Origin of the sequence: Paracoccus alcaliphilus (assembly GCF_028553725.1) — a bacterium.
GTDB classification, from domain to species: domain Bacteria; phylum Pseudomonadota; class Alphaproteobacteria; order Rhodobacterales; family Rhodobacteraceae; genus Paracoccus; species Paracoccus alcaliphilus.
This window is the reverse complement of record NZ_CP067124.1, coordinates 292,276-311,457: the sequence shown is the minus strand read 5'-3', so window position 1 is coordinate 311,457 and position 19,182 is coordinate 292,276. Positions and strand designations below refer to the sequence as shown.

Genomic DNA, 19,182 nt, shown 5'->3' with positions numbered 1-19,182 from the left:
ATGAACCGCTGTAGCATGTTATCTTCTGGAACTTCACCCTCTGTTCCCCGCATGCGCGGGGATGAACCGTTCACAACTGATGGGTCAGACATAACCTCCTTCTGTTCCCCGCATGCGCGGGGATGAACCGAACATCCACCGGCACAAAGCGGCTGGTGGTGACTGTTCCCCGCATGCGCGGGGATGAACCGGAAACTGCCATGACTGACGCACCCGCGCCGGACTGTTCCCCGCATGCGCGGGGATGAACCGCTGGAAGTGCGCCGTTATCCAGCGCCGTGGTCCTGTTCCCCGCATGCGCGGGGATGAACCGTCTTGAGATATGGTCCATGATACGCACCTCGGCTGTTCCCCGCATGCGCGGGGATGAACCGTACCAGCGCGCGCTGGCCTACGGGCTGGCGCTCTGTTCCCCGCATGCGCGGGGATGAACCGCCCTGTGTGTAGCTGAGCACGAGCATCTTATCCTGTTCCCCGCATGCGCGGGGATGAACCGTCACACGACCCCGGAGCCGACGTCCCCGCCCACTGTTCCCCGCATGCGCGGGGATGAACCGCAGGCCGCTGTTCCGATCTCGCTGTCGATGACCTGTTCCCCGCATGCGCGGGGATGAACCGGCGGTCGCTGCCGACAGTAAGGCCGAGGAAGCCTGTTCCCCGCATGCGCGGGGATGAACCGTCAGCACGGGCCAGCACAACGATTTTTTCACTCTGTTCCCCGCATGCGCGGGGATGAACCGATGCCCGCCAGCGCGCAAAATAGAGCCGCTGGCTGTTCCCTGTCAACGGCGGCGTAAAAACCTGCCACGGGGCGGCGCAAAAGTCTGCCAGTTAGCGACGCCGGCACGGAACGTCGGGAGGGGGTAGCCCGACCAGAGTTCCGTGCCGGCGTCGTTGGCGATTTTCGAGGGTGGGTCAGTCGGCCTTTCTGGCGCGACTGTGGGCGAGACGGTAGCTTTCGCCGTTCATCTCGAGGATGTTGACGTGATGGGTGATGCGGTCGAGCAGCGCGCCGGTCAGGCGCTCGGAACCGAAGGTCTCGGTCCATTCATCGAAGGGCAGATTGCTGGTGATCAGGATCGATCCGCGCTCGTAGCGTTGCGAGATCAGTTCGAACAGCAGTTCCGCCCCAGTCTTCGACAGGGGCACGAAGCCGAGCTCGTCGATGATGAGCAGCTTGTATCCGGCCATCTGCTTCTGGAAGCGAAGCAGGCGGCGCTCATCGCGGGCTTCCATCATCTCGCTGACCAGGGCCGCGGCGGTGGTGAAGCCGACGGACAGGCCCTTCTGGCAGGCGGCCAGACCAAGGCCGAGCGAGATGTGCGTCTTGCCCGTGCCACTGGGGCCGAGGGCAATAATGTTCTCGCGCCGCTCGATCCATTCGCAGCGGGCCAGTTCCAGCACCTGCATCTTGTTCAGCTTGGGAATGGCCGCGAAGTCGAAGCTGTCCAGGCTTTTGACGGCCGGGAACCTGGCGGCCTTGATGCGGCGCTCGACCATCCGCCGCTCCCGGTCGATCAGTTCCAGTTCGACCAGCCGGGCGAGATACCGGACATGGTCCACGCCTTCCGCCGCACATTGCCGGGCCAGCTTCTGATGCTCGCGCAGGAACGTGGGCAGCTTGAGAGCCTTGAGGTGATGGGCAAGCAGGATTTCCGGGGCATCGCTCATGCCGCGCCCTCCGCGCCGCCAGACAGCAGCCGCATGTAGGAGCGGGCCTCGGTCTTCTCGACCGTTGCCTTGGGCAGGTAGGGATACCGACGACATGGAAACGGTTCTCTCGCTTTCACGCGACGTTGCTGCTGACGATTTCAATGCCGGTCGGACCCGCTTTCTGATTTCCACCGAGGCTGGCGGCGAAGGCATTGACCTGCAGGAACGCTGTGCCGTGCTGGTCCATATCGACATGCCATGGAATCCGATGCGACTGCATCAACGGGTAGGCCGGCTCAACCGCTATGGTCAGAAGCGCGCCGTCAGCGTCTTCCTGCTGCGCAATCCGCAGACGGTGGAGGCACGGATCTGGTCTCTCCTGCAGGAGAAACTTTCACGGATTCAGGAGACCCTTTCCGCCTCGATGGATGATCCAGAAGACATTTCTCAGCTGGTCATCGGTATGGCCGGCAGCCAGTTCTTTGATGACCTCTACTCACAGGGGGCCACACGAAGAAGCAACGGCCTTGCAGGCTGGTTCGACCAGAATACGCAGCAATTTGGCGGCCGTGATGCTGTTGAAACAGTGCGTGCCATGCTCGGGAATGTCGCCCGCTACGACTTTCAGTCGGCAGGGGCGGAAATCCCCAAACTCGACCTGCCGGCATTAGAGCCCTTCTTCCGCAACGCCATGGCGCTGGCTGGCCGCCGCGTGACAAAAGGCGATGAGGGGCTTTCGGTCGCCACACCTGAGGCATGGCGAGGAGGCGTCGAGCTACGCGATAGATATGATGCGCTGACCTTTGATCGCTTCATGCGCGCGGATAACGCCCTGGCCAAGCTTATTGGCGTTGGCCATCCCTTGCTCGACCGTGCAATCGCACACAGCATGGACCAGCAGGTGTTCCTGTCACGCACTCGCGGTATTTCGGCCCCCCTTCTCGTCGCTCAGGTGGAGGATGAGATCACCGGGACCGGCGCAACGGTGCACAGGATCGTTGTCGGAATTGAGGGCAGCGGCGATGCAGCGGTGGCGCTTCGCGATTGGGAACTGCTGGTGCGGCTAAACAGCATGGAGCCCGGAGAGAATGGCAGCTTCTCGCCCACTACTGCTGAGCGTTCGACTCTTGACGTGCTGTGCAAGAAACTTGCGGCTGACGTCGTGGTTTCAGGTCTCCCATTCAGGCGCCCCAAGCTTCGACGCATCATCGCCCTCTTCCCGGAGGGGATTACACCCTGATCGAAACCGCCAAGCTCAACGCCGTCGATCCCAACGCCTGGCTCGCCGACACCCTCGCCCGCATCCCGGACTACAAGATCAACAAGCACGATGACCTGCTCCCGTGGCACTGGAACCGGCAGCCGGCAACAGGCGCCAATGCCGCGCGAGCGGCTTCGTCCTTCCGCCCTTTCTTCTTCGATGCTTTCCGTAACCGCGAAGGCGAGAACCGCTGCGATAGCTGGGGTCTCCGCGCTTCTCGCCTTCGCTAACGCTGCGAGCGGTACTTCAGTGGCTCCCGGTGCCGAAGGTCATGCACTGGGTGCCGAAGCTTAATGCAAGCCGGTGCCGATCCTGATGAGAACCAGCACTGTTCACCTTGTCTAAGGTCTGTGGGGATTCACAAAAGCGGTTGGATATGATTCAAGCTTTTGATGGATCGCTTCGTACTGACGGACGCCCAGTGGGCGAAGATGGAGCCACATTGTCTGGGCAAGCCGACGGACCCCGGACGCAGCGGCAGTGACAATGAACCGGTTCGCATCTGCGGGTTCAGATGCCGTCGGGGCGCTTGACGTGGGGTGGTGAACTCTGTATGGCGCAGGCATCGCTGCCGTCGGCCTTTTCATATAGGGCGAATCGGTTGCTTTGCGTGTGGCCGCCATGTAGATGGGCGGCCTTGCAGTTTTTATACGGTCCGACGCTGGCTTCGCGTGGTGCGTGGTCAGCCTCTCGACTGGAACTCCCCGCAAGAGGGATGACTATGCAAAGCCAGAATATCCGCATCCGGCTGAAGGCGTTCGATTACCGCGTGCTGGACGCCAGCACCCAGGAAATCGTCAACACGGCCAAACGTACCGGTGCGACCGTTCGCGGCCCGATTCCGCTGCCGAACAAGATCGAGAAATTCACCGTTCTTCGCGGTCCCCATATCGACAAGAAGTCGCGCGACCAGTGGGAAATCCGTACCCACAAGCGTCTGCTGGACATCGTCGATCCGACCCCGCAGACCGTTGACGCGCTGATGAAGCTCGACCTCGCCGCCGGCGTGGATGTCGAGATCAAGGTGTAAGGAGGGGATGATGCTGCGTACTGGTATTATCGCCAAGAAACTGGGCATGACCCGTCTGTTCATGGACGACGGCCGTCAGGTTCCCGTCACCGTCCTGCAGCTGGACAGCCTGCAGGTCGTCGATCAGCGCACCGCCGAACGTGACGGCTATACCGCCGTTCAGCTGGGCGCCGGAGAGGCCAAGGCCAAGCGCACCACCGCCGCGATGCGTGGTCACTTTGCCAAGGCGTCGGTTGCACCCAAGCGCAAGATCGCGGAATTCCGCGTCGCCGAAGAAAACCTGATCAATGTCGGTGAGGAAATCACCGCTGACCATTACTTTGCCGGTCAGTTCGTGGATATCGCGGGCACCTCGATCGGTAAGGGTTTCGCGGGTGCGATGAAGCGCCACAACTTCGGTGGTCTGCGCGCCTCGCACGGCGTGTCGATCAGTCACCGCTCGCACGGTTCGACCGGCCAGTGCCAGGACCCCGGCAAGGTGTTCAAGGGCAAGAAGATGGCGGGTCATATGGGTGCCGCACGCATCACCACGCAGAACCTGCAAGTGGTGCGTACCGATGCCGACCGTGGCCTGATCATGGTCAAGGGTTCGGTTCCGGGCTCGAAAGGTGGCTGGGTCACGATCAAGGATGCGGTCAAGAAACCGACCCCTGACAACGTGATCTATCCCGCCGCGCTGAAATCGGCAGCCCAGGAAGCGAAGCGTCTGGCCGAGGAGGCTGCCGCCCAGGCCGCCGCCGAGGAAGAAGCCGCCCGCAAGGCCGCTGAAGAAGCCGCCGCCGCCGAGCAGGAAGCCGCGCTGAAGGAAGCCGAAGCCTCGATCGAGGCCGACAAGGCTGACGACGGCGGTGCTGCGCCCGAAGGAGACAAGTGATGAAACTCGATGTGATCAAGCTGGACGCCGGCAAGGCCGGTGAAATCGAGCTGGCCGACGAGATCTTCGGGCTGGAGCCGCGCGGCGACATCCTGCAGCGCGTCGTTCGCTGGCAGCGTGCCAAGGCGCAGCAGGGCACCCATTCGGTGCTGACGAAATCCGAAGTCAGCTATTCGACCAAGAAGATCTATCGCCAGAAAGGCACCGGCGGCGCACGCCACGGTTCCCGCAAGGCGCCGATCTTCCGCAGCGGCGGCGTCTATAAAGGCCCGACCCCGCGTTCGCATGCTTTCGATCTGCCCAAGAAGGTCCGTGCCCTGGGTCTGAAACACGCGCTGTCGGCCAAGGCCACCGCTGGTGAACTGGTGATCGTCGAGGATCTGAACCTCGCCGATGCCAAGACCTCGGCCGTTGCCAAGGCGGTCAAGGAAAATGGCTGGAAACGCGTTCTGGTCATCGACGGCGCCGATGTGAACGAGGGCTTTGCCCGTGCCGCCCGCAATATCGAAGGAGTGGATATCCTGCCGTCGATGGGCGCCAATGTCTATGACATCCTGAAGCGTGACACGCTGGTGATCACGAAGGCGGGTGTCGAAGCTCTGGAGGCTCGCCTGAAATGAGCGCGAAAGCTGAACATTACGACGTGATCGTCAAGCCGGTCATCACCGAAAAAGCCACCATGACGTCGGAAAACAACGGCGTGGTCTTTCAGGTGGCCAAGGATTCGACCAAACCGCAGATCAAGGAAGCGGTCGAGGCCCTGTTCGGTGTCAAGGTGAAGGCGGTGAACACCACCATCACCAAGGGCAAGCAGAAACGCTTCCGGGGCCAGCTGGGCCGCCGCAGCGACGTGAAGAAGGCCTATGTGACCCTTGAGGAGGGGAACACTATCGACGTGTCCACCGGACTCTGATAGCAGGTCACGAATCTGCGGCTCCGGGTATCCCGGGGCCGCTGATCTTTTGGAAGAAACGGACCACCTCGGTCCAAAGCAACGGAAGACAGAAAGATGGCATTGAAGTCGTATAAGCCGACGACGCCTGGCCAGCGCGGGCTGGTTCTGATCGACCGTTCGGAGCTTTGGAAAGGTCGCCCGGTCAAATCCCTTACGCAAGGTTTGACCAAAAGCGGCGGCCGGAACAACACCGGACGGATCACCATGCGCCGCATTGGCGGCGGGGCGAAGCGCCTGTATCGCATCGTCGATTTCAAGCGCAACAAGTTCGACGTGACCGCGGTGGTCGAGCGGATCGAATACGATCCCAACCGGACCGCCTTCATCGCGCTGATCAATTATGAAGATGGCGAGCGCGCCTATATCCTGGCGCCGCAGCGTCTGGCCGTGGGCGACAAGGTCGTCGCCGGCAGCCGCGTCGATGTGAAGCCCGGTAACGCCATGCCCTTCAGCGGCATGCCGATCGGCACCATCGTCCACAACGTCGAACTGAAGCCCGGCAAGGGCGGCCAGATCGCGCGTTCGGCTGGCACCTATGCCCAGTTCGTCGGCCGCGACGGCGGCTATGCCCAGATCCGCCTGTCCTCGGGCGAATTGCGGCTGGTGCGTCAGGAATGCATGGCCACCATCGGTGCCGTGTCGAATGCCGACCATTCGAACCAGGACTTCGGCAAGGCTGGCCGCAACCGCCACAAGGGCATCCGTCCCAGCGTTCGCGGTGTTGCCATGAACCCGATCGACCACCCGCATGGTGGTGGTGAGGGCCGCACGTCCGGTGGCCGCACGCCGGTCACGCCCTGGGGTAAGGACACCAAGGGCAAGCGGACCCGCAGCAACAAGGCGACCGACAAATATATCCTGCGTTCGCGTCACGCGAAGAAGAAGGGGCGTTAATCCATGGCACGTTCTGTTTGGAAGGGCCCCTTTGTTGATGCCTATGTGCTCAAGAAGGCGGAAAAGGCCCGCGAGTCGGGAAGATCCGACGTCATCAAGATCTGGTCGCGTCGTTCGACCATCCTGCCGCAATTCGTCGGCCTGACCTTCGGCGTCTATAACGGGCACAAGCATATCCCCGTGAACGTCACCGAAGAGATGATCGGTCAGAAATTCGGTGAATATTCGCCCACCCGGACCTATTACGGTCACGCGGCGGACAAGAAAGCCAAGAGGAAGTAATCGTCATGGGTAAGGAACAAAATCCGCGCCGCGTGGCGGAGAACGAGGCCTTCGCGAAGATCAAGATGCTTCGCACCTCGCCGCAGAAGCTGAACCTCGTGGCAGCTTTGATCCGCGGCAAGAAAGTCGATCGCGCGCTGGCCGATCTGACCTTCTCGCACAAGCGTGTGGCCGGCGATGTGAAGAAATGCCTGCAATCGGCAATCGCGAATGCCGAAAACAACCACGGCCTTGACGTCGATAACCTGATCGTCGCCGAAGCCTGGGTCGGCAAGAACCTGGTGATGAAGCGTGGCCGTCCGCGGGCGCGTGGCCGCTATGGCAAGATCATGAAGCCGTTTTCGGAAATCACCATCAAGGTGCGCCAAGTCGAGGAGCAAGCGTAATGGGTCAGAAGGTCAATCCGATCGGCATGCGCCTGCAGGTCAACCGCACCTGGGACAGCCGCTGGTATGCCGATGACAAGGACTATGGCAATCTGCTGCTTGAAGACCTGAAGATCCGGGACTTCATCAAGAAGGAAGCCAAGCAGGCCGGTATCAGCCGCGTCATCATCGAACGGCCGCACAAGAAATGCCGCGTGACCATTCATGCGGCGCGTCCGGGCGTGATCATCGGCAAGAAGGGCGCCGATATCGAGGTGCTGCGCACCAAACTGGCCAATCTGACCGGTTCCGAGCTGCACCTGAACATCGTCGAAGTTCGCAAGCCCGAAGTCGACGCGGCGCTGGTCGCCGAATCGATCGCCCAGCAGCTCGAGCGTCGTGTCTCGTTCCGCCGCGCCATGAAGCGCTCGGTCCAGAACGCGATGCGCATGGGTGCGCTGGGGATCCGCGTGAATGTCGGTGGCCGTCTTGGCGGTGCCGAGATCGCCCGGACCGAGTGGTATCGCGAAGGCCGTGTGCCGCTGCATACGCTGCGGGCCGATATCGACTATGCGCTGGCCGAAGCCACGACCCCTTACGGGATCATCGGTGTGAAGGTCTGGATCTTCAAGGGCGAGATCATGGAACATGATCCGCAAGCCCGCGACCGTCGCGCAGCCGAGGCCCAGGAAGGGCCGGCGCCGCGTGGCCCGCGTCGCGACGCGCGCTGAGGAGTAGAACAAGATGCTGCAACCAAAACGGACAAAGTTCCGCAAACAGCACAAGGGCCGGATTCACGGTCAGGCGAAGGGCGGGTTCGATCTGAACTTCGGCTCTTACGCCCTGAAGGCGACCGAGCCCGAGCGTGTGACCGCCCGCCAGATCGAAGCGGCCCGCCGCGCGATCACCCGTCACATGAAACGTCAGGGCCGGGTCTGGATCCGGATCTTCCCGGACGTTCCGGTCACGGGCAAGCCGACCGAAGTGCGGATGGGTAAGGGCAAGGGCTCGGTCGATTTCTGGGCCGCCCGCGTCCATCCCGGCCGGATCATGTTCGAGATCGACGGCGTGGCCGACGAGATCGCCCGCGAAGCCCTGCGCCTTGGCGCGCAGAAGCTGCCGGTGCTGACCCGCATCGTTGCTCGCGAAGATTGGTGATCGGGGCGCGCCGAGGCGCGTTCCATGAACCCAGAACCCCGCCGGGACAACGGCGGGGTTTGTCTTTTTCCGGTGAAACGCCGGGAAAGGGCTTGCATGAAACGGGGTCTGGCTGTATGCGCAGGCCTTCATCACGAAACTCCACCGGGAATCAGGGTGGCCCTGCGTGTCAGGGGCTCTCCGGTGATGTTGGAAAGGACCAGCGCAATGGCTGCGCAAGATTTCGCGTCGAAAACGCCCGATCAGCTGAAGGATCAGCTTGTCGCGCTGAAGAAAGAAGCCTTCAACCTGCGTTTCCAGCAGGCCACCGGCCAGCTTGAGAACACCGCCCGCATGCGCGCCGTGCGCCGCGATGTGGCGCGTGTGAAAACGATTCTGAACCAGAAAGCGGCGGAAGCCGCGGCCTCGAACTAAGGAGACCGGCCCATGCCTAAACGCATCCTGCAAGGCCGCGTGACCAGCGACAAGAACGAACAAACCGTTACCGTTCTGGTCGAGCGCCGCTTCAAGCACCCGCTGCTGCACAAGACTGTCCGTTCGTCCAAGAAATACCGGGCGCACGATGCAGAGAACCGCTTCAAGGTTGGCGATACCGTTCGCATCATCGAATGCGCGCCGATCTCGAAGACCAAACGCTGGACTGTCCTGACGGACGAAGCGGCTACCGCATAAGTCCATCATCACAGATCAGAAATGATCGAAACCCTGGGGCCGGAATAAGGCCGGTCCCCAAAGGTCGGGAGAAACCAAATGATCCAGATGCAGACCAATCTGGATGTTGCTGACAACTCCGGCGCTCGCCGGGTTCAGTGCATCAAGGTCCTGGGTGGTTCGCACCGTCGCTATGCGTCGGTGGGCGACATCATTGTCGTTTCCGTCAAGGAAGCCATCCCGCGGGGCCGGGTCAAGAAAGGCGATGTCCGCAAGGCCGTCGTCGTCCGCACCGCGAAAGAAGTGAAGCGCGAGGACGGCACCTCGATCCGCTTCGACCGCAACGCCGCCGTCATCCTGAACAACCAGGGCGAACCGGTCGGCACCCGTATCTTCGGGCCGGTCGTGCGCGAGCTGCGTGCCAAGAACTTCATGAAGATCATCTCGCTTGCGCCGGAGGTGCTGTAATGGCTGCCAAGCTGAAAAAGGGCGACAAGGTCGTCGTGCTGGCCGGCAAGGACAAGGGCAAGCAGGGCGAAATCACCGCTGTCATGCCCAAGGACAACAAAGCCATCGTTGACGGCATCAACATTTCTATCCGTCACCAGCGCCAGACCCAGAATTCTCAGGGCGGCCGGGTGCCGAAGGCGATGCCGATCGACCTGTCGAACCTGGCGCTGATGGACAAGGACGGCAAAGCGACCCGCGTCGGCTTCCGCGAGGAAGACGGCAAGAAGGTCCGTTTCGCCAAGACCACGGGAGACGTGATCTGATGCTGGACGCAAGCAAATACACGCCGCGCCTGAAGCTGGCCTATCGCGAACAGTTCCGTGCCGCTCTGAAGGAAGAGTTCGGTTACAAGAACGACATGCAGATCCCGCGTCTGGACAAGATCGTCCTGAACATGGGCATCGGCGAGGCGGTGAAGGACACCAAGAAGGTGAAACAGGGCGCCGAAGAGCTGTCCCTGATCGCCGGTCAGAAGGCTGTCATCACCAAGGCCAAGAACTCGATCGCAGGTTTCCGCGTCCGCGAGGAAATGCCGCTGGGTGCCAAGGTGACCCTGCGCGGCAACCGGATGTATGAATTCCTGGATCGCCTGATCAACATCGCGCTGCCCCGCGTCCGCGACTTCCGCGGCGTCAAGGGCACATCGTTCGATGGTCGCGGCAATTATGCCATGGGCCTGAAAGAACATATCGTGTTCCCGGAAATCAACTTCGACAAGGTCGACGAAGTTCTGGGGATGGACATCATCATCTGCACCACCGCGCCGACCGACGCGGAAGCGAAAGCGCTGTTGAAGCAATTCAACATGCCCTTCAACAGCTGATCGCGGAGGGAAAGAAGATATGGCTAAGAAATCCATGGTCGAGCGCGAGAAGAAGCGCGAACGTCTGGTCGCGAAATACGCCGAGAAGCGTGCCGCGCTGAACGAGATCATCAAGGACCAGTCCCTGCCGATGGAAGAGCGCTTCAAGGCCACGCTGAAGCTGGCCGAACTGCCGCGCAATTCGTCGGAAACGCGTCTGCACAACCGGTGCCAACTGACCGGTCGTCCGCATGCGTATTACCGCAAACTGAAACTGTCGCGGATCATGCTGCGCGAGCTTGGCTCGTTCGGTCAGATCCCCGGCATGGTCAAATCGAGCTGGTAAGGGGGCAATATGTCGATGAACGATCCTCTCGGCGATATGCTGACCCGCATCCGCAACGCGCAGATGCGTGGCAAATCGACCGTCCGCACCCCCGCCTCCAAGCTGCGTGCCTGGGTGCTGGATGTGCTGAAATCCGAAGGCTACATCCGTGGCTATGAGGAAGTGACCACCGATGCCGGCCATAAAGAGCTGGAAATCGGTCTGAAGTATCACGACGGCACTCCGGTTATCCGTGAGCTGTCGCGCGTGTCGAAACCCGGTCGCCGCGTTTACGCCGGCGCGCGGGAGATCCCGCAGGTCCGTCAGGGTCTGGGCGTTTCGATCGTCTCGACGCCGAAAGGCGTGATGTCGGATGCAGCGGCTCGCAATGCCAATGTCGGCGGCGAAGTCCTCTGCACCGTGTTCTAAGGAGGGCAGCAGATGTCTCGGATTGGTAAAAAACCGGTCGAACTGCCCAAGGGCGTGACGGCCGAAATCAAGGGCCAGACCATCGAAGTGAAGGGGCCGAAAGGCACCCGCAGCTTTACCGCGACCGACGATATTGATCTGGTGCTGGAAGACGGCGCCATCAGTGTCAAGCCGCGTGGTCTGTCGAAACGTGCGCGTCAGCAATGGGGCATGACCCGCTCGATGGTGGAGAACCTGACCGTCGGCGTGTCGGAAGGCTTCAAGCGCGAGCTGGAGATCCAGGGCGTGGGTTACCGCGCGCAGATGCAGGGCAAGACCCTGAAGCTGCAACTGGGCTATAGCCACGACGTGAACTTCGAGACGCCGGAAGGTGTCACGATCACGGCGCCCAAGCAGACCGAAATCGTTGTGGAAGGCATCGACCAGCAGATTGTTGGTCAGGTGGCTGCGAATATCCGCGAGTGGCGCCGCCCCGAGCCCTATAAAGGCAAGGGCATCCGCTACAAGGGTGAGTTCGTCTTCCGCAAGGAAGGCAAGAAGAAGTAAGGGGCGCATGAAATGGCACTGAAAAAGCAAGAGCTGTTCCAGAAGCGCCGCCTGCGCGTGCGGAACAAACTGCGGGCGATGGCCAATGGCCGTCCGCGGATGTCGGTTCACCGTTCGTCCAAGAACCTTTCGGTTCAGGTCATCGACGACCTGAAGGGCGTGACCCTGGCTTCGGCCAGCACGCTGGAGAAGGATTTTGGTCTGGTCGGCAAGAACAATGTCGAGGCCGCCGCGAAAATCGGCGCCGCGATTGCGGAACGTGCGAAGAAAGCCGGTGTGGAAGAAGTCGTCTTCGACCGTGGCGGTTTCCTGTTCCACGGCAAGATCAAGGCACTGGCCGACGCCGCCCGCGAAGGTGGTCTGAAGTTCTGATGCTGCGGGTGGCGGTCACGCCACCCCGATGATCCGGGGGCGACCGGCCCACCTGGATTGGATTCAACGGCGCGGGATGTGCGCCAGCGTATAAGGAATGCCTTATGGCAGAACGTGATAACCGTCGGGGCCGTCGCGAAGACCGTGACGAAACCCCGGAATTTGCCGATCGCCTGGTCGCGATCAACCGCGTGTCGAAAACCGTCAAGGGCGGCAAGCGCTTCGGCTTTGCCGCTCTGGTCGTTGTCGGCGACCAGCGGGGCCGCGTGGGCTTCGGCAAGGGCAAGGCCAAAGAGGTCCCCGAGGCGATCCGCAAGGCGACCGAGCAGGCCAAGCGCAGCATGGTCCGCGTGCCGCTGCGCGATGGTCGCACGCTGCACCATGATGTCGAGGGCCGTCACGGCGCTGGCAAGGTGGTGATGCGCACCGCCGTTCCGGGTACCGGGATCATCGCCGGCGGTCCGATGCGTGCCGTGTTCGAGATGCTGGGCGTTCAGGACGTCGTGGCCAAATCGTTGGGGTCGCAAAACCCCTATAACATGATCCGTGCCACGCTTGACGGTCTGAAAAGCGGCGCCAGCCCCCGTGCTGTCGCGCAGCGTCGCGGCAAGAAGGTGGCGGATATCCTGCCCTCGTCCACGAATTCTGCCGAAAAGCCGGCCGAAGCCGCTGTCGAAGCGTAAGGAGAGGCAAGAATGGCTACGATCGTTGTCAAGCAGATCGGTTCTCCGATCCGGCGCCCCGCCGACCAGCGCGCGACGCTGAAAGGTCTGGGTCTGAACAAGATGCACCGCACGCGGGAACTGGAAGACACGCCCGCGATCCGCGGCATGGTCGCCAAGATCCCGCATCTGGTTGAAATCATCGAAGAACGCGCCTGAATTCAGGCCGTTTCACACAGATATAAACGCCCCGGACCTGTTCCGGGGCGTTTTGTTTTGCGCTGACGCCCGGGTCCCCCGCGCTTATTTCTGGATGTGTTGATGGCGATCAATTATACTTCAGGGTGAATGACTCTGTTGTGTAAGGGGTGCGCTTGTGCTGCGTATATGGGTCAGTTGCCTTTTGCTTTTGCAGGCCGGGGCTGCTCTGGCCGGCCCGTGGCCGCGGCAGGAAAAGACCGTGTTCCTGTCGATTTCGACTGAACATGACCGCGACGGCAATTCCTATACCGGGCTTTATGGCGAATACGGGTTGAGTGCGCGCAGCACGCTGGGGCTGGAACTGGGCCATGCCAGTGCCGGAGAGGTCAGCGCGCTTCTGTGGCTGCAACGTGCGCTGGATGATGGCACCGGGGCGAATCGCTGGACGGTGTCCTCAGGTGTGGGCGTGATCGAGCGCGACGGCGAACTGGTGCCCCTGGGGCAGGTCGGCGTGGCATGGGGCAGGGGGCTGGACCGGCTGCCGGGCGGTGGCTGGATCTCTGTCGAGGCCCGGCTGAAAGTCACCGCAGAGACCGAGAGCGTTATCCTGCGACAGGGAATGACCGTGGTCGAATATGGCTATCTGACGCCGGAATACACCGCCAAGGCCGATGTGACGCTTGGCTGGAATGCAACGCCAAAGATGATGCTGATCAATCAGTTGCGGCTGGAGGATCGGCAGGACATGGCGTTTTCAGCCAAGCTGGGCGCTTCGATCGTTCGCGACATCGGCGGCCCGGTCAAGCTGGAGCTTGGTGTCATCGCCCCCGTCGCCGGAGAGGGCGAATACGCCCTGCGCGCCGGAACATGGTTCGCGTTCTGATGCGGCGGGCTCAGTCTCGGCAGGCATAGACCGCGCCACCGACCGCGACCACCGTCACCGCCGCGCCCGCCACGATGGCCGGGGACGAGGCCAGCCCCGCCGCCGCCCCGCCGATAGAGGACAGCGCGCCCGAAATATACCCTTTCGAGCCGCTGAGGATCACCGCGCCGGACCCGTCGGGCAGCGCGCGGGCGCCGCTGACCGCGCCCCGGGCCGCCGCGCCGCTGATCGCAACGGCGGCATCCCTGGTCTGGTTCACGCGCTGGCAGACGGTTTTCGCGGGCTGGACGCAATGGCCATTGGCATCCCGCCGCCCCAGATCATGTCCGATGATCGAATCGCTGTCGGCATCGTGGCGCAGGCAGAAGGGGCCGCGCTGATCGTCGGTCAGCTCGGGCGTCAGGCTGCGCAGCACCACATAGCTGGGGCAAGTGCCGCGCCCCCAGGTCGAGGACAGGATCTCGCGCCGGGTGAAGTGATCCCGCAGGCCCGGCTCGTCCCGGTCATAGGCCAGCACGACATCCTGCCCGCTGATCCGGGCGGAACAGAAGCTGGCCGCCTGCGCCGGGGGCGTGCCCAGCAGAACGGCAATCAGCAGAAGAAGAACAAGGGGCATGGCACGATCCGTCGCTGTCTGCCGCCGTCATAGACCCGTGCCGTAAATCGGCAATTCACATCCGCTTGTCCGGTTCGGGTGATGTGCGGCATCCGCCAGAAGTCGGATGATGGCGGATCGCCCATGGCCGATGTTGCAAATTTAGGCACAACCGCCTAGCGAACAGGCAGCAGCCGCACGAGGGACGAATGCGAAACATTGCCGATCTGTCCGGCCATCTGCGGCTGCGTGCATTGGGGCCCGTGGCCGCCGTTCCGCCGCGCGAGGCGATCCGCGCCGGGCTAGGCGCGGCCATCGGTCTGGCGGTGACGGCGGGGCTGGCGTTGCTGCTGTCGCCCGAGAAATGGCTGGTGATCTATCTGGTGGCGCCGTTCGGGGCGACTTCGGTGCTGATCTTTGCAGCGCCGAACAGCCCGCTGGCGCAACCATGGCCCGCCATTGTCGGGAATGCCGCTTCGGCGCTGGCCGCGATTGCCGCCTGCAAGATGGTGTCGGAACCGTTGCTGAGCATCCCTCTGGCCGTGGCCCTGGCGATCATGGCGATGGCGCTGTTGCGCGCGACCCATCCGCCCGGCGGCGCGGTGGCGATGACGGTCGCGCTGGGGGCCGAGAACATCCTGCCCTATGGTTTCGGCTTCGCGCTGATGCCGGTGGCGGCGGGCACGCTGGCGCTGGTGCTGACCGGGATCCTCTATGCCTGGCTGACCGGGCGACGCTATCCCCTGCGGCAGTTCGGCGAAGTGAACCCCAACGGTACGCTGGACCCGGTCGCGACCGAGCGTCTGGGCCTCAGCGAAGAGGAACTGTCGGGGATCCTGTCGCGCTATCGCCAGTCGCTGAACCTTGGGGTCGAGGATCTGGCGCGGCTGATCGCGGCGGCCGAGATGCAGGCGGCGGGCCATCTGGACGGACCGCAACAGGTGGGTGACATCATGTCGCGCGATCTGGTGACTGTGCCGCCCGACATGCCCGCAGACAAGGTGGCGGAACTGTTCATGCGGCACGGCTTTACCTCGTTGCCGGTGGTGGGTCGGGACGATCAGTTTCTGGGCGTGATCTTTCAGCTGCATATGATCGGCGCGGCTTTTGGCAAGGAAAGGCCCGCCGAAGGGTCGCTGTTGCGGCAGATCCGCGCCCGGCTGCGGGCCCCGAAGGGCAATGGCATGGTCGCCTCGGCGATCATGGATGTCGCGCCGGTGGCGACCACGCCGCAGACGCCCATCGCCGCCGTTCTGCCACAACTGGCGACCAGCGGGATGGATGCGGTTCCGGTGCTGGAGGGGTCGCGCATCGTCGGCGTGGTGACGCAGACCGACCTGATCGCCGCCCTTGCACGCCAAAGTCTGCGTGACAAATAGGCACGCGGGCGGGACTTGCCCGGACCGGCGGTTCCGTTTATACGCGCCGGGTGCCCGTGATGGCACCGACTCACAATCAAGAAACGCCGTGGCCGTCCTGTTTCGCTTCGGGGGCGCGTCCGGCAAGGAGAAGCGATATGAAACTGCATGAAATTCGCGACAACGAAGGCGCGAACCGCAAGAAAAAGCGCGTCGCGCGTGGTCCCGGTTCGGGCAAGGGCAAGACCGCCGGCCGTGGTATCAAGGGCCAGAAATCGCGTTCGGGCGTCGCGCTGAACGGTTACGAAGGCGGCCAGATGCCGCTGTACCGGCGCCTGCCGAAGCGCGGCTTCAGCAAGCCGAACCGGCTGGAATTCGCCGTCATCAATCTGGGCCAGCTGCAAGGCTTTATCGATGCGGGCAAGATCGACGCCAGCGCCGACGTGACCGAGGATGCGCTGGTCGCTTCGGGTCTGGTGCGCCGCAAGCTGGACGGCGTGCGCCTGCTGGCCAAGGGCGAACTGAGCGCCAAGCTGAACATCGCCGTGACCGGCGCGTCGAAAGCCGCTGTCGAGGCGGTCGAGAAAGCCGGCGGCAAGGTGACGCTGGCGGCGGCAGCCGTGGCGGCCGAATAAGCTGTTGAATGGGGTCAGCGCGCCCCATAGATAGCAACAAGGTTTTCCAGGCGCCGCCGGTCCCCGGAAACGGGTCGGCGGCGCTGTCATGACACGGGACGGATAAACATGGCGTCAGCCGCAGAACAGATGGCCGCGAACCTCTCCTGGGGGGCTCTGGGCAAGGCCACGGAACTTCGCCAGCGCATCTGGTTCACGATCGGCCTGCTGATCATATATCGCCTTGGCACATATATTCCCGTGCCGGGAATCGACGGCATCGCGCTGCGCAACTTCATGGACCAGGCGCAGTCGGGCATCGGCGGCATCCTGTCGATGTTCACCGGCGGCGCGCTGGGACGGATGGGCGTCTTCGCGCTGGGGATCATGCCCTATATCTCGGCCTCGATCATCGTGCAGTTGATGGCATCCATGGTGCCTTCGCTGGAGGCGATCAAGAAAGAGGGCGAGTCCGGGCGCAAGAAGATCAACCAATATACGCGCTATGGCACGGTCGCGCTGGCGCTGTTTCAGGCTTACGGCCTTGCCCGCAGCCTTGAGGCGGGCGGGCTGGCGCATGAACCGGGGCTGTTCTTCCAGGCGTCGGTCGTCATCACGCTGGTCGGCGGCACCATGTTCCTGATGTGGCTGGGTGAGCAGATCACCGCGCGCGGCATCGGCAACGGTATCTCTTTGATCATCTTCGTCGGCATCATCGCCGAGATTCCCGCCGCACTGGCCGCCTTCTTTGCGCAGGGCCGTTCGGGCGCGATCTCGACCCCGGTGATTCTGGGCGTGATCCTGATGGTTGTGGTGGTGATCGGCTTTGTCGTCTTCATGGAGCGGGCGCTGCGCAAGATCCGCATCCAGTATCCGCGGCGTCAGGTTGGCATGAAGGTCTATGACGGCCAGTCCAGCCACCTGCCGATCAAGGTCAACCCGGCGGGCGTCATTCCCGCGATCTTCGCCAGTTCGCTGCTGCTGCTGCCGGTGACGATCTCGACCTTCTCGGGCCAGGAAAGCGGTCCGGCCATGTCGCTGCTGCTGGCCTATTTCGGCCCGGGACAGCCGCTCTATCTGCTGTTCTTCGCGGCGATGATCATCTTTTTCACCTATTTCTATACCCAGAACGTGTCCTTCAAGACCGAGGAAGTGGCCGAGAACCTGAAGAATCAGGGCGGCTTCATTCCAGGGGTCCGTCCCGGCCAGCGGACGCAGGACTATCTGGATTATGTGGTCAACCGTGTTCTGGTGATCGGCTCGGCCTATCTGACCGCCGTCTGCCTGTTGCCTGAAATCCTGCGTAGCCAGTGGTCTGTGCCCTTCTATTTCGGCGGCACTTCGGTGCTGATCGTTGTGTCGGTGACGATGGACACGATCAATCAGGTTCAAAGCCATCTGCTGGCCCACCAGTACGAAGGCCTGATTGAGAAATCGCAACTGCGTGGTAAACGCAAAGCGGGTTCGACCAAACCTCGTCGCGCTCCGACGCGTCGCTGAACCGGCCGAAAAGGCCAGCCGAAGGGGACAGAAGATGACGATCAATATCATTTTGCTCGGGCCTCCGGGTGCCGGTAAAGGTACGCAGGCACGCCGTCTGGTCGAAGAACGCGGCATGGTGCAGCTGTCCACCGGCGACATGCTGCGCGCGGCCCGCACTTCTGGGACAGAGATGGGCAAGCGCGTGGCCGAAGTCATGGATCGCGGCCAGCTGGTGACCGATGAGATCGTGATCGGCCTGATCCGCGAAAAGCTGGCCGAGGGCGGCAAGGGCTTCATCTTCGACGGTTTCCCGCGCACGCTGGCGCAGGCCGACGCGCTGGGGAAACTGCTGGACGAAACCGGGCAGGGCCTTGATTCGGTGATCGAGATGCAGGTCGATGACGAGGCGCTGGTGCGCCGCATCACCGGTCGCTTTACCTGCGGCAATTGCGGCGAGGTCTATCACGACGAGACCCGCCCGACCAAGGTCGCCGGCACCTGCGATGTCTGTGGCTCGACCGATCTGAAGCGGCGGGCGGATGACAACGAGGACAGCCTCAAGACCCGTCTGCTGGAATATTACAAGAAGACCTCGCCGCTGATCGGCTATTATTACGCCAAGGATCAGCTGGTTTCCGTCGATGGCCTGGCCGAGATGGACGAGGTTTCCGCCGAGATTTCCAAGGCGCTGGACGGCTGACCGCTGGCACCGGTTCCCGCTGATGAAAAGATTGTGACCCCGCCCCTTGACCATGGCGGGGTTGACCTTTAAGTCACGACATCTCGTAAGAGAATCACCCGCAGAATCGGGTGGCCCATCGAATGGCCCGAAGGCATGGCTTTCGGGCCTTGCGTTGTGAAAAAAGGTTCCGGTGCTACGGAACCGCAACTGAAAAGGAAAGCGCGTGGCTCGTATTGCTGGCGTCAACATTCCGACGGGGAAGCGTGTCCCCATCGCACTGACCTATATCCACGGAATCGGCCCGATGTTCGCCGAACAGATCTGCGAGGCCGCCGGTATCGACCGCGCCCGTCGCGTCAATGATCTGTCGGATGCCGAAATCCTGCAGATCCGCGAATATATCGATGCAAATCTGACCGTCGAGGGCGATCTGCGCCGCGAAGCCCAGATGAACATCAAGCGGATGATGGATCTGGGTTCCTATCGCGGTCTGCGTCACCGTCGCGGCCTGCCGGTCCGCGGTCAGCGCACCCACACCAATGCCCGCACCCGCAAGGGCCCGGCGAAGCCTATCGCCGGCAAGAAGAAATAAGGGGGA

At 62.5% G+C, this 19,182-nt stretch carries 30 protein-coding genes and 1 CRISPR repeat array (1 of these 31 only partly in view); of the genes, 28 read left to right on the top strand and 2 right to left on the bottom strand.

Annotated features, from left to right (window positions below; all coding sequences use genetic code 11):
- A CRISPR array of direct repeats spans nt 1–740; the repeat unit is 29 nt; unit sequence CTGTTCCCCGCATGCGCGGGGATGAACCG; it reaches 936 nt to the left of the window's first position.
- Between the two features lie 175 nt (nt 741–915).
- Nucleotides 916–1,671, bottom strand: a complete 756-nt coding sequence (gene istB, locus JHW40_RS01700) for an IS21-like element ISPve1 family helper ATPase IstB (RefSeq protein WP_272849023.1) — start codon at nt 1,669–1,671, stop codon at nt 916–918.
- A 94-nt stretch (nt 1,672–1,765) separates the two neighbouring features.
- Here istB and JHW40_RS01695 point away from each other — a divergent pair, with 94 nt between their 5' ends.
- The 23 genes from JHW40_RS01695 to JHW40_RS01585 all read left to right on the top strand — a co-directional run bounded on the left by JHW40_RS01695 (nt 1,766) and on the right by JHW40_RS01585 (nt 13,853).
- Entirely contained in the window at nt 1,766–2,893 is a 1,128-nt protein-coding gene (locus JHW40_RS01695; RefSeq protein ID WP_170851919.1) for a helicase-related protein, read from the top strand.
- A complete protein-coding gene (locus JHW40_RS24070; RefSeq protein WP_419182466.1) occupies nt 2,833–3,144 on the top strand; it encodes a transposase domain-containing protein in 312 nt (103 codons plus the stop codon). Before JHW40_RS01695 ends, JHW40_RS24070 begins: the two co-directional genes overlap by 61 nt.
- 491 nt (nt 3,145–3,635) lie before the next feature.
- Nucleotides 3,636–3,944, top strand: a complete 309-nt coding sequence (gene rpsJ, locus JHW40_RS01685) for a 30S ribosomal protein S10 (RefSeq protein WP_042247848.1) — start codon at nt 3,636–3,638, stop codon at nt 3,942–3,944.
- A gap of 10 nt (nt 3,945–3,954) precedes the next feature.
- Nucleotides 3,955–4,818 carry a 50S ribosomal protein L3 gene (rplC, locus tag JHW40_RS01680; protein WP_090616122.1) on the top strand — a complete coding sequence of 288 codons (864 nt, stop codon included), beginning with the start codon at nt 3,955–3,957 and terminating at the stop codon, nt 4,816–4,818.
- Nucleotides 4,818–5,438, top strand: a complete 621-nt coding sequence (rplD, locus tag JHW40_RS01675) for a 50S ribosomal protein L4 (RefSeq protein WP_090615958.1) — start codon at nt 4,818–4,820, stop codon at nt 5,436–5,438. Before rplC ends, rplD begins: the two co-directional genes overlap by 1 nt.
- Nucleotides 5,435–5,731, top strand: coding sequence for a 50S ribosomal protein L23 (locus tag JHW40_RS01670; RefSeq protein ID WP_090615962.1), 297 nt, complete (start codon nt 5,435–5,437; stop codon nt 5,729–5,731). The genes rplD and JHW40_RS01670 overlap by 4 nt, the downstream gene beginning before the upstream one ends.
- 96 nt (nt 5,732–5,827) lie before the next feature.
- Nucleotides 5,828–6,667 (top strand): 50S ribosomal protein L2, encoded by an 840-nt coding sequence (gene rplB, locus JHW40_RS01665; protein WP_090615965.1) that lies wholly within the window; start codon nt 5,828–5,830, stop codon nt 6,665–6,667.
- A 3-nt stretch (nt 6,668–6,670) separates the two neighbouring features.
- A complete protein-coding gene (gene rpsS / locus JHW40_RS01660) occupies nt 6,671–6,949 on the top strand; it encodes a 30S ribosomal protein S19 (protein WP_090615969.1) in 279 nt (92 codons plus the stop codon).
- Between the two features lie 5 nt (nt 6,950–6,954).
- Nucleotides 6,955–7,335 carry a 50S ribosomal protein L22 gene (rplV, locus tag JHW40_RS01655; protein ID WP_090615973.1) on the top strand — a complete coding sequence of 127 codons (381 nt, stop codon included), beginning with the start codon at nt 6,955–6,957 and terminating at the stop codon, nt 7,333–7,335.
- A complete protein-coding gene (gene rpsC / locus JHW40_RS01650) occupies nt 7,335–8,045 on the top strand; it encodes a 30S ribosomal protein S3 (protein WP_090615976.1) in 711 nt (236 codons plus the stop codon). Before rplV ends, rpsC begins: the two co-directional genes overlap by 1 nt.
- Before the next feature lie 13 nt (nt 8,046–8,058).
- The gene (rplP, locus tag JHW40_RS01645; RefSeq protein WP_090615979.1) at nt 8,059–8,472 is read left to right on the top strand and encodes a 50S ribosomal protein L16; all 414 of its coding nucleotides are present in this window, start codon (nt 8,059–8,061) and stop codon (nt 8,470–8,472) included.
- A gap of 207 nt (nt 8,473–8,679) precedes the next feature.
- Nucleotides 8,680–8,886 carry a 50S ribosomal protein L29 gene (rpmC, locus tag JHW40_RS01640; protein ID WP_090615982.1) on the top strand — a complete coding sequence of 69 codons (207 nt, stop codon included), beginning with the start codon at nt 8,680–8,682 and terminating at the stop codon, nt 8,884–8,886.
- Nucleotides 8,887–8,898: 12 nt separating this feature from the next.
- Nucleotides 8,899–9,144 carry a 30S ribosomal protein S17 gene (gene rpsQ / locus JHW40_RS01635; RefSeq protein WP_090615986.1) on the top strand — a complete coding sequence of 82 codons (246 nt, stop codon included), beginning with the start codon at nt 8,899–8,901 and terminating at the stop codon, nt 9,142–9,144.
- A 78-nt stretch (nt 9,145–9,222) separates the two neighbouring features.
- Nucleotides 9,223–9,591 (top strand): 50S ribosomal protein L14, encoded by a 369-nt coding sequence (rplN, locus tag JHW40_RS01630; protein WP_010400243.1) that lies wholly within the window; start codon nt 9,223–9,225, stop codon nt 9,589–9,591.
- Entirely contained in the window at nt 9,591–9,896 is a 306-nt protein-coding gene (rplX, locus tag JHW40_RS01625; RefSeq protein WP_090615990.1) for a 50S ribosomal protein L24, read from the top strand. The genes rplN and rplX overlap by 1 nt, the downstream gene beginning before the upstream one ends.
- Nucleotides 9,896–10,456, top strand: coding sequence for a 50S ribosomal protein L5 (gene rplE, locus JHW40_RS01620; protein WP_090615993.1), 561 nt, complete (start codon nt 9,896–9,898; stop codon nt 10,454–10,456). The genes rplX and rplE overlap by 1 nt, the downstream gene beginning before the upstream one ends.
- A gap of 19 nt (nt 10,457–10,475) precedes the next feature.
- Nucleotides 10,476–10,781, top strand: a complete 306-nt coding sequence (rpsN, locus tag JHW40_RS01615) for a 30S ribosomal protein S14 (RefSeq protein WP_090615996.1) — start codon at nt 10,476–10,478, stop codon at nt 10,779–10,781.
- Between the two features lie 9 nt (nt 10,782–10,790).
- Entirely contained in the window at nt 10,791–11,189 is a 399-nt protein-coding gene (rpsH, locus tag JHW40_RS01610) for a 30S ribosomal protein S8 (RefSeq protein ID WP_090616000.1), read from the top strand.
- Nucleotides 11,190–11,201: 12 nt separating this feature from the next.
- Nucleotides 11,202–11,735 (top strand): 50S ribosomal protein L6, encoded by a 534-nt coding sequence (gene rplF, locus JHW40_RS01605; protein WP_090616002.1) that lies wholly within the window; start codon nt 11,202–11,204, stop codon nt 11,733–11,735.
- 12 nt (nt 11,736–11,747) lie between these two features.
- Nucleotides 11,748–12,107 (top strand): 50S ribosomal protein L18, encoded by a 360-nt coding sequence (gene rplR, locus JHW40_RS01600; protein WP_090616005.1) that lies wholly within the window; start codon nt 11,748–11,750, stop codon nt 12,105–12,107.
- 104 nt (nt 12,108–12,211) lie between these two features.
- Nucleotides 12,212–12,790, top strand: a complete 579-nt coding sequence (gene rpsE / locus JHW40_RS01595) for a 30S ribosomal protein S5 (protein WP_090616009.1) — start codon at nt 12,212–12,214, stop codon at nt 12,788–12,790.
- 12 nt (nt 12,791–12,802) lie between these two features.
- Nucleotides 12,803–12,988: a 50S ribosomal protein L30 gene (gene rpmD / locus JHW40_RS01590; RefSeq protein ID WP_090616012.1), complete on the top strand. Its 186-nt coding sequence runs from the start codon at nt 12,803–12,805 to the stop codon at nt 12,986–12,988.
- A 241-nt stretch (nt 12,989–13,229) separates the two neighbouring features.
- On the top strand, nt 13,230–13,853 hold the full coding sequence (locus JHW40_RS01585) for a hypothetical protein (RefSeq protein WP_244519312.1): 624 nt from the start codon (nt 13,230–13,232) through the stop codon (nt 13,851–13,853).
- Between the two features lie 10 nt (nt 13,854–13,863).
- Here JHW40_RS01585 and JHW40_RS01580 read toward each other — a convergent pair whose 3' ends face one another.
- Nucleotides 13,864–14,469 carry a hypothetical protein gene (locus JHW40_RS01580; RefSeq protein ID WP_090616015.1) on the bottom strand — a complete coding sequence of 202 codons (606 nt, stop codon included), beginning with the start codon at nt 14,467–14,469 and terminating at the stop codon, nt 13,864–13,866.
- Between the two features lie 188 nt (nt 14,470–14,657).
- On the opposite strand from JHW40_RS01580, the gene JHW40_RS01575 reads away from it, so the two are divergent.
- The 5 genes from JHW40_RS01575 (at nt 14,658) to rpsM (ending at nt 19,176) form a co-directional block, all read left to right on the top strand.
- Nucleotides 14,658–15,827, top strand: coding sequence for an HPP family protein (locus JHW40_RS01575; RefSeq protein WP_090616019.1), 1,170 nt, complete (start codon nt 14,658–14,660; stop codon nt 15,825–15,827).
- Nucleotides 15,828–15,964: 137 nt separating this feature from the next.
- Nucleotides 15,965–16,441 carry a 50S ribosomal protein L15 gene (gene rplO / locus JHW40_RS01570; protein WP_090616023.1) on the top strand — a complete coding sequence of 159 codons (477 nt, stop codon included), beginning with the start codon at nt 15,965–15,967 and terminating at the stop codon, nt 16,439–16,441.
- A gap of 108 nt (nt 16,442–16,549) precedes the next feature.
- Nucleotides 16,550–17,920: a preprotein translocase subunit SecY gene (gene secY, locus JHW40_RS01565; RefSeq protein ID WP_090616027.1), complete on the top strand. Its 1,371-nt coding sequence runs from the start codon at nt 16,550–16,552 to the stop codon at nt 17,918–17,920.
- A gap of 34 nt (nt 17,921–17,954) precedes the next feature.
- Nucleotides 17,955–18,602 carry an adenylate kinase gene (locus JHW40_RS01560; RefSeq protein WP_090616030.1) on the top strand — a complete coding sequence of 216 codons (648 nt, stop codon included), beginning with the start codon at nt 17,955–17,957 and terminating at the stop codon, nt 18,600–18,602.
- 205 nt (nt 18,603–18,807) lie between these two features.
- Nucleotides 18,808–19,176 carry a 30S ribosomal protein S13 gene (rpsM, locus tag JHW40_RS01555; RefSeq protein WP_090616032.1) on the top strand — a complete coding sequence of 123 codons (369 nt, stop codon included), beginning with the start codon at nt 18,808–18,810 and terminating at the stop codon, nt 19,174–19,176.
- Nucleotides 19,177–19,182 lie beyond the last annotated feature (6 nt).

What these genes read in the sequence shown, in the direction of transcription:
- istB (WP_272849023.1), bottom strand. Translation starts at nt 1,671, where the DNA reads ATGAGCGATGCCCCGGAAATCCTGCTTGCCCATCACCTCAAGGCTCTC.
- JHW40_RS01695 (WP_170851919.1), top strand. Translation starts at nt 1,766, where the DNA reads ATGGAAACGGTTCTCTCGCTTTCACGCGACGTTGCTGCTGACGATTTC.
- rpsJ (WP_042247848.1), top strand. Translation starts at nt 3,636, where the DNA reads ATGCAAAGCCAGAATATCCGCATCCGGCTGAAGGCGTTCGATTACCGC.
- rplC (WP_090616122.1), top strand. Translation starts at nt 3,955, where the DNA reads ATGCTGCGTACTGGTATTATCGCCAAGAAACTGGGCATGACCCGTCTG.
- rplD (WP_090615958.1), top strand. Translation starts at nt 4,818, where the DNA reads ATGAAACTCGATGTGATCAAGCTGGACGCCGGCAAGGCCGGTGAAATC.
- JHW40_RS01670 (WP_090615962.1), top strand. Translation starts at nt 5,435, where the DNA reads ATGAGCGCGAAAGCTGAACATTACGACGTGATCGTCAAGCCGGTCATC.
- rplB (WP_090615965.1), top strand. Translation starts at nt 5,828, where the DNA reads ATGGCATTGAAGTCGTATAAGCCGACGACGCCTGGCCAGCGCGGGCTG.
- rpsS (WP_090615969.1), top strand. Translation starts at nt 6,671, where the DNA reads ATGGCACGTTCTGTTTGGAAGGGCCCCTTTGTTGATGCCTATGTGCTC.
- rplV (WP_090615973.1), top strand. Translation starts at nt 6,955, where the DNA reads ATGGGTAAGGAACAAAATCCGCGCCGCGTGGCGGAGAACGAGGCCTTC.
- rpsC (WP_090615976.1), top strand. Translation starts at nt 7,335, where the DNA reads ATGGGTCAGAAGGTCAATCCGATCGGCATGCGCCTGCAGGTCAACCGC.
- rplP (WP_090615979.1), top strand. Translation starts at nt 8,059, where the DNA reads ATGCTGCAACCAAAACGGACAAAGTTCCGCAAACAGCACAAGGGCCGG.
- rpmC (WP_090615982.1), top strand. Translation starts at nt 8,680, where the DNA reads ATGGCTGCGCAAGATTTCGCGTCGAAAACGCCCGATCAGCTGAAGGAT.
- rpsQ (WP_090615986.1), top strand. Translation starts at nt 8,899, where the DNA reads ATGCCTAAACGCATCCTGCAAGGCCGCGTGACCAGCGACAAGAACGAA.
- rplN (WP_010400243.1), top strand. Translation starts at nt 9,223, where the DNA reads ATGATCCAGATGCAGACCAATCTGGATGTTGCTGACAACTCCGGCGCT.
- rplX (WP_090615990.1), top strand. Translation starts at nt 9,591, where the DNA reads ATGGCTGCCAAGCTGAAAAAGGGCGACAAGGTCGTCGTGCTGGCCGGC.
- rplE (WP_090615993.1), top strand. Translation starts at nt 9,896, where the DNA reads ATGCTGGACGCAAGCAAATACACGCCGCGCCTGAAGCTGGCCTATCGC.
- rpsN (WP_090615996.1), top strand. Translation starts at nt 10,476, where the DNA reads ATGGCTAAGAAATCCATGGTCGAGCGCGAGAAGAAGCGCGAACGTCTG.
- rpsH (WP_090616000.1), top strand. Translation starts at nt 10,791, where the DNA reads ATGTCGATGAACGATCCTCTCGGCGATATGCTGACCCGCATCCGCAAC.
- rplF (WP_090616002.1), top strand. Translation starts at nt 11,202, where the DNA reads ATGTCTCGGATTGGTAAAAAACCGGTCGAACTGCCCAAGGGCGTGACG.
- rplR (WP_090616005.1), top strand. Translation starts at nt 11,748, where the DNA reads ATGGCACTGAAAAAGCAAGAGCTGTTCCAGAAGCGCCGCCTGCGCGTG.
- rpsE (WP_090616009.1), top strand. Translation starts at nt 12,212, where the DNA reads ATGGCAGAACGTGATAACCGTCGGGGCCGTCGCGAAGACCGTGACGAA.
- rpmD (WP_090616012.1), top strand. Translation starts at nt 12,803, where the DNA reads ATGGCTACGATCGTTGTCAAGCAGATCGGTTCTCCGATCCGGCGCCCC.
- JHW40_RS01580 (WP_090616015.1), bottom strand. Translation starts at nt 14,469, where the DNA reads ATGCCCCTTGTTCTTCTTCTGCTGATTGCCGTTCTGCTGGGCACGCCC.
- JHW40_RS01575 (WP_090616019.1), top strand. Translation starts at nt 14,658, where the DNA reads ATGCGAAACATTGCCGATCTGTCCGGCCATCTGCGGCTGCGTGCATTG.
- rplO (WP_090616023.1), top strand. Translation starts at nt 15,965, where the DNA reads ATGAAACTGCATGAAATTCGCGACAACGAAGGCGCGAACCGCAAGAAA.
- secY (WP_090616027.1), top strand. Translation starts at nt 16,550, where the DNA reads ATGGCGTCAGCCGCAGAACAGATGGCCGCGAACCTCTCCTGGGGGGCT.
- JHW40_RS01560 (WP_090616030.1), top strand. Translation starts at nt 17,955, where the DNA reads ATGACGATCAATATCATTTTGCTCGGGCCTCCGGGTGCCGGTAAAGGT.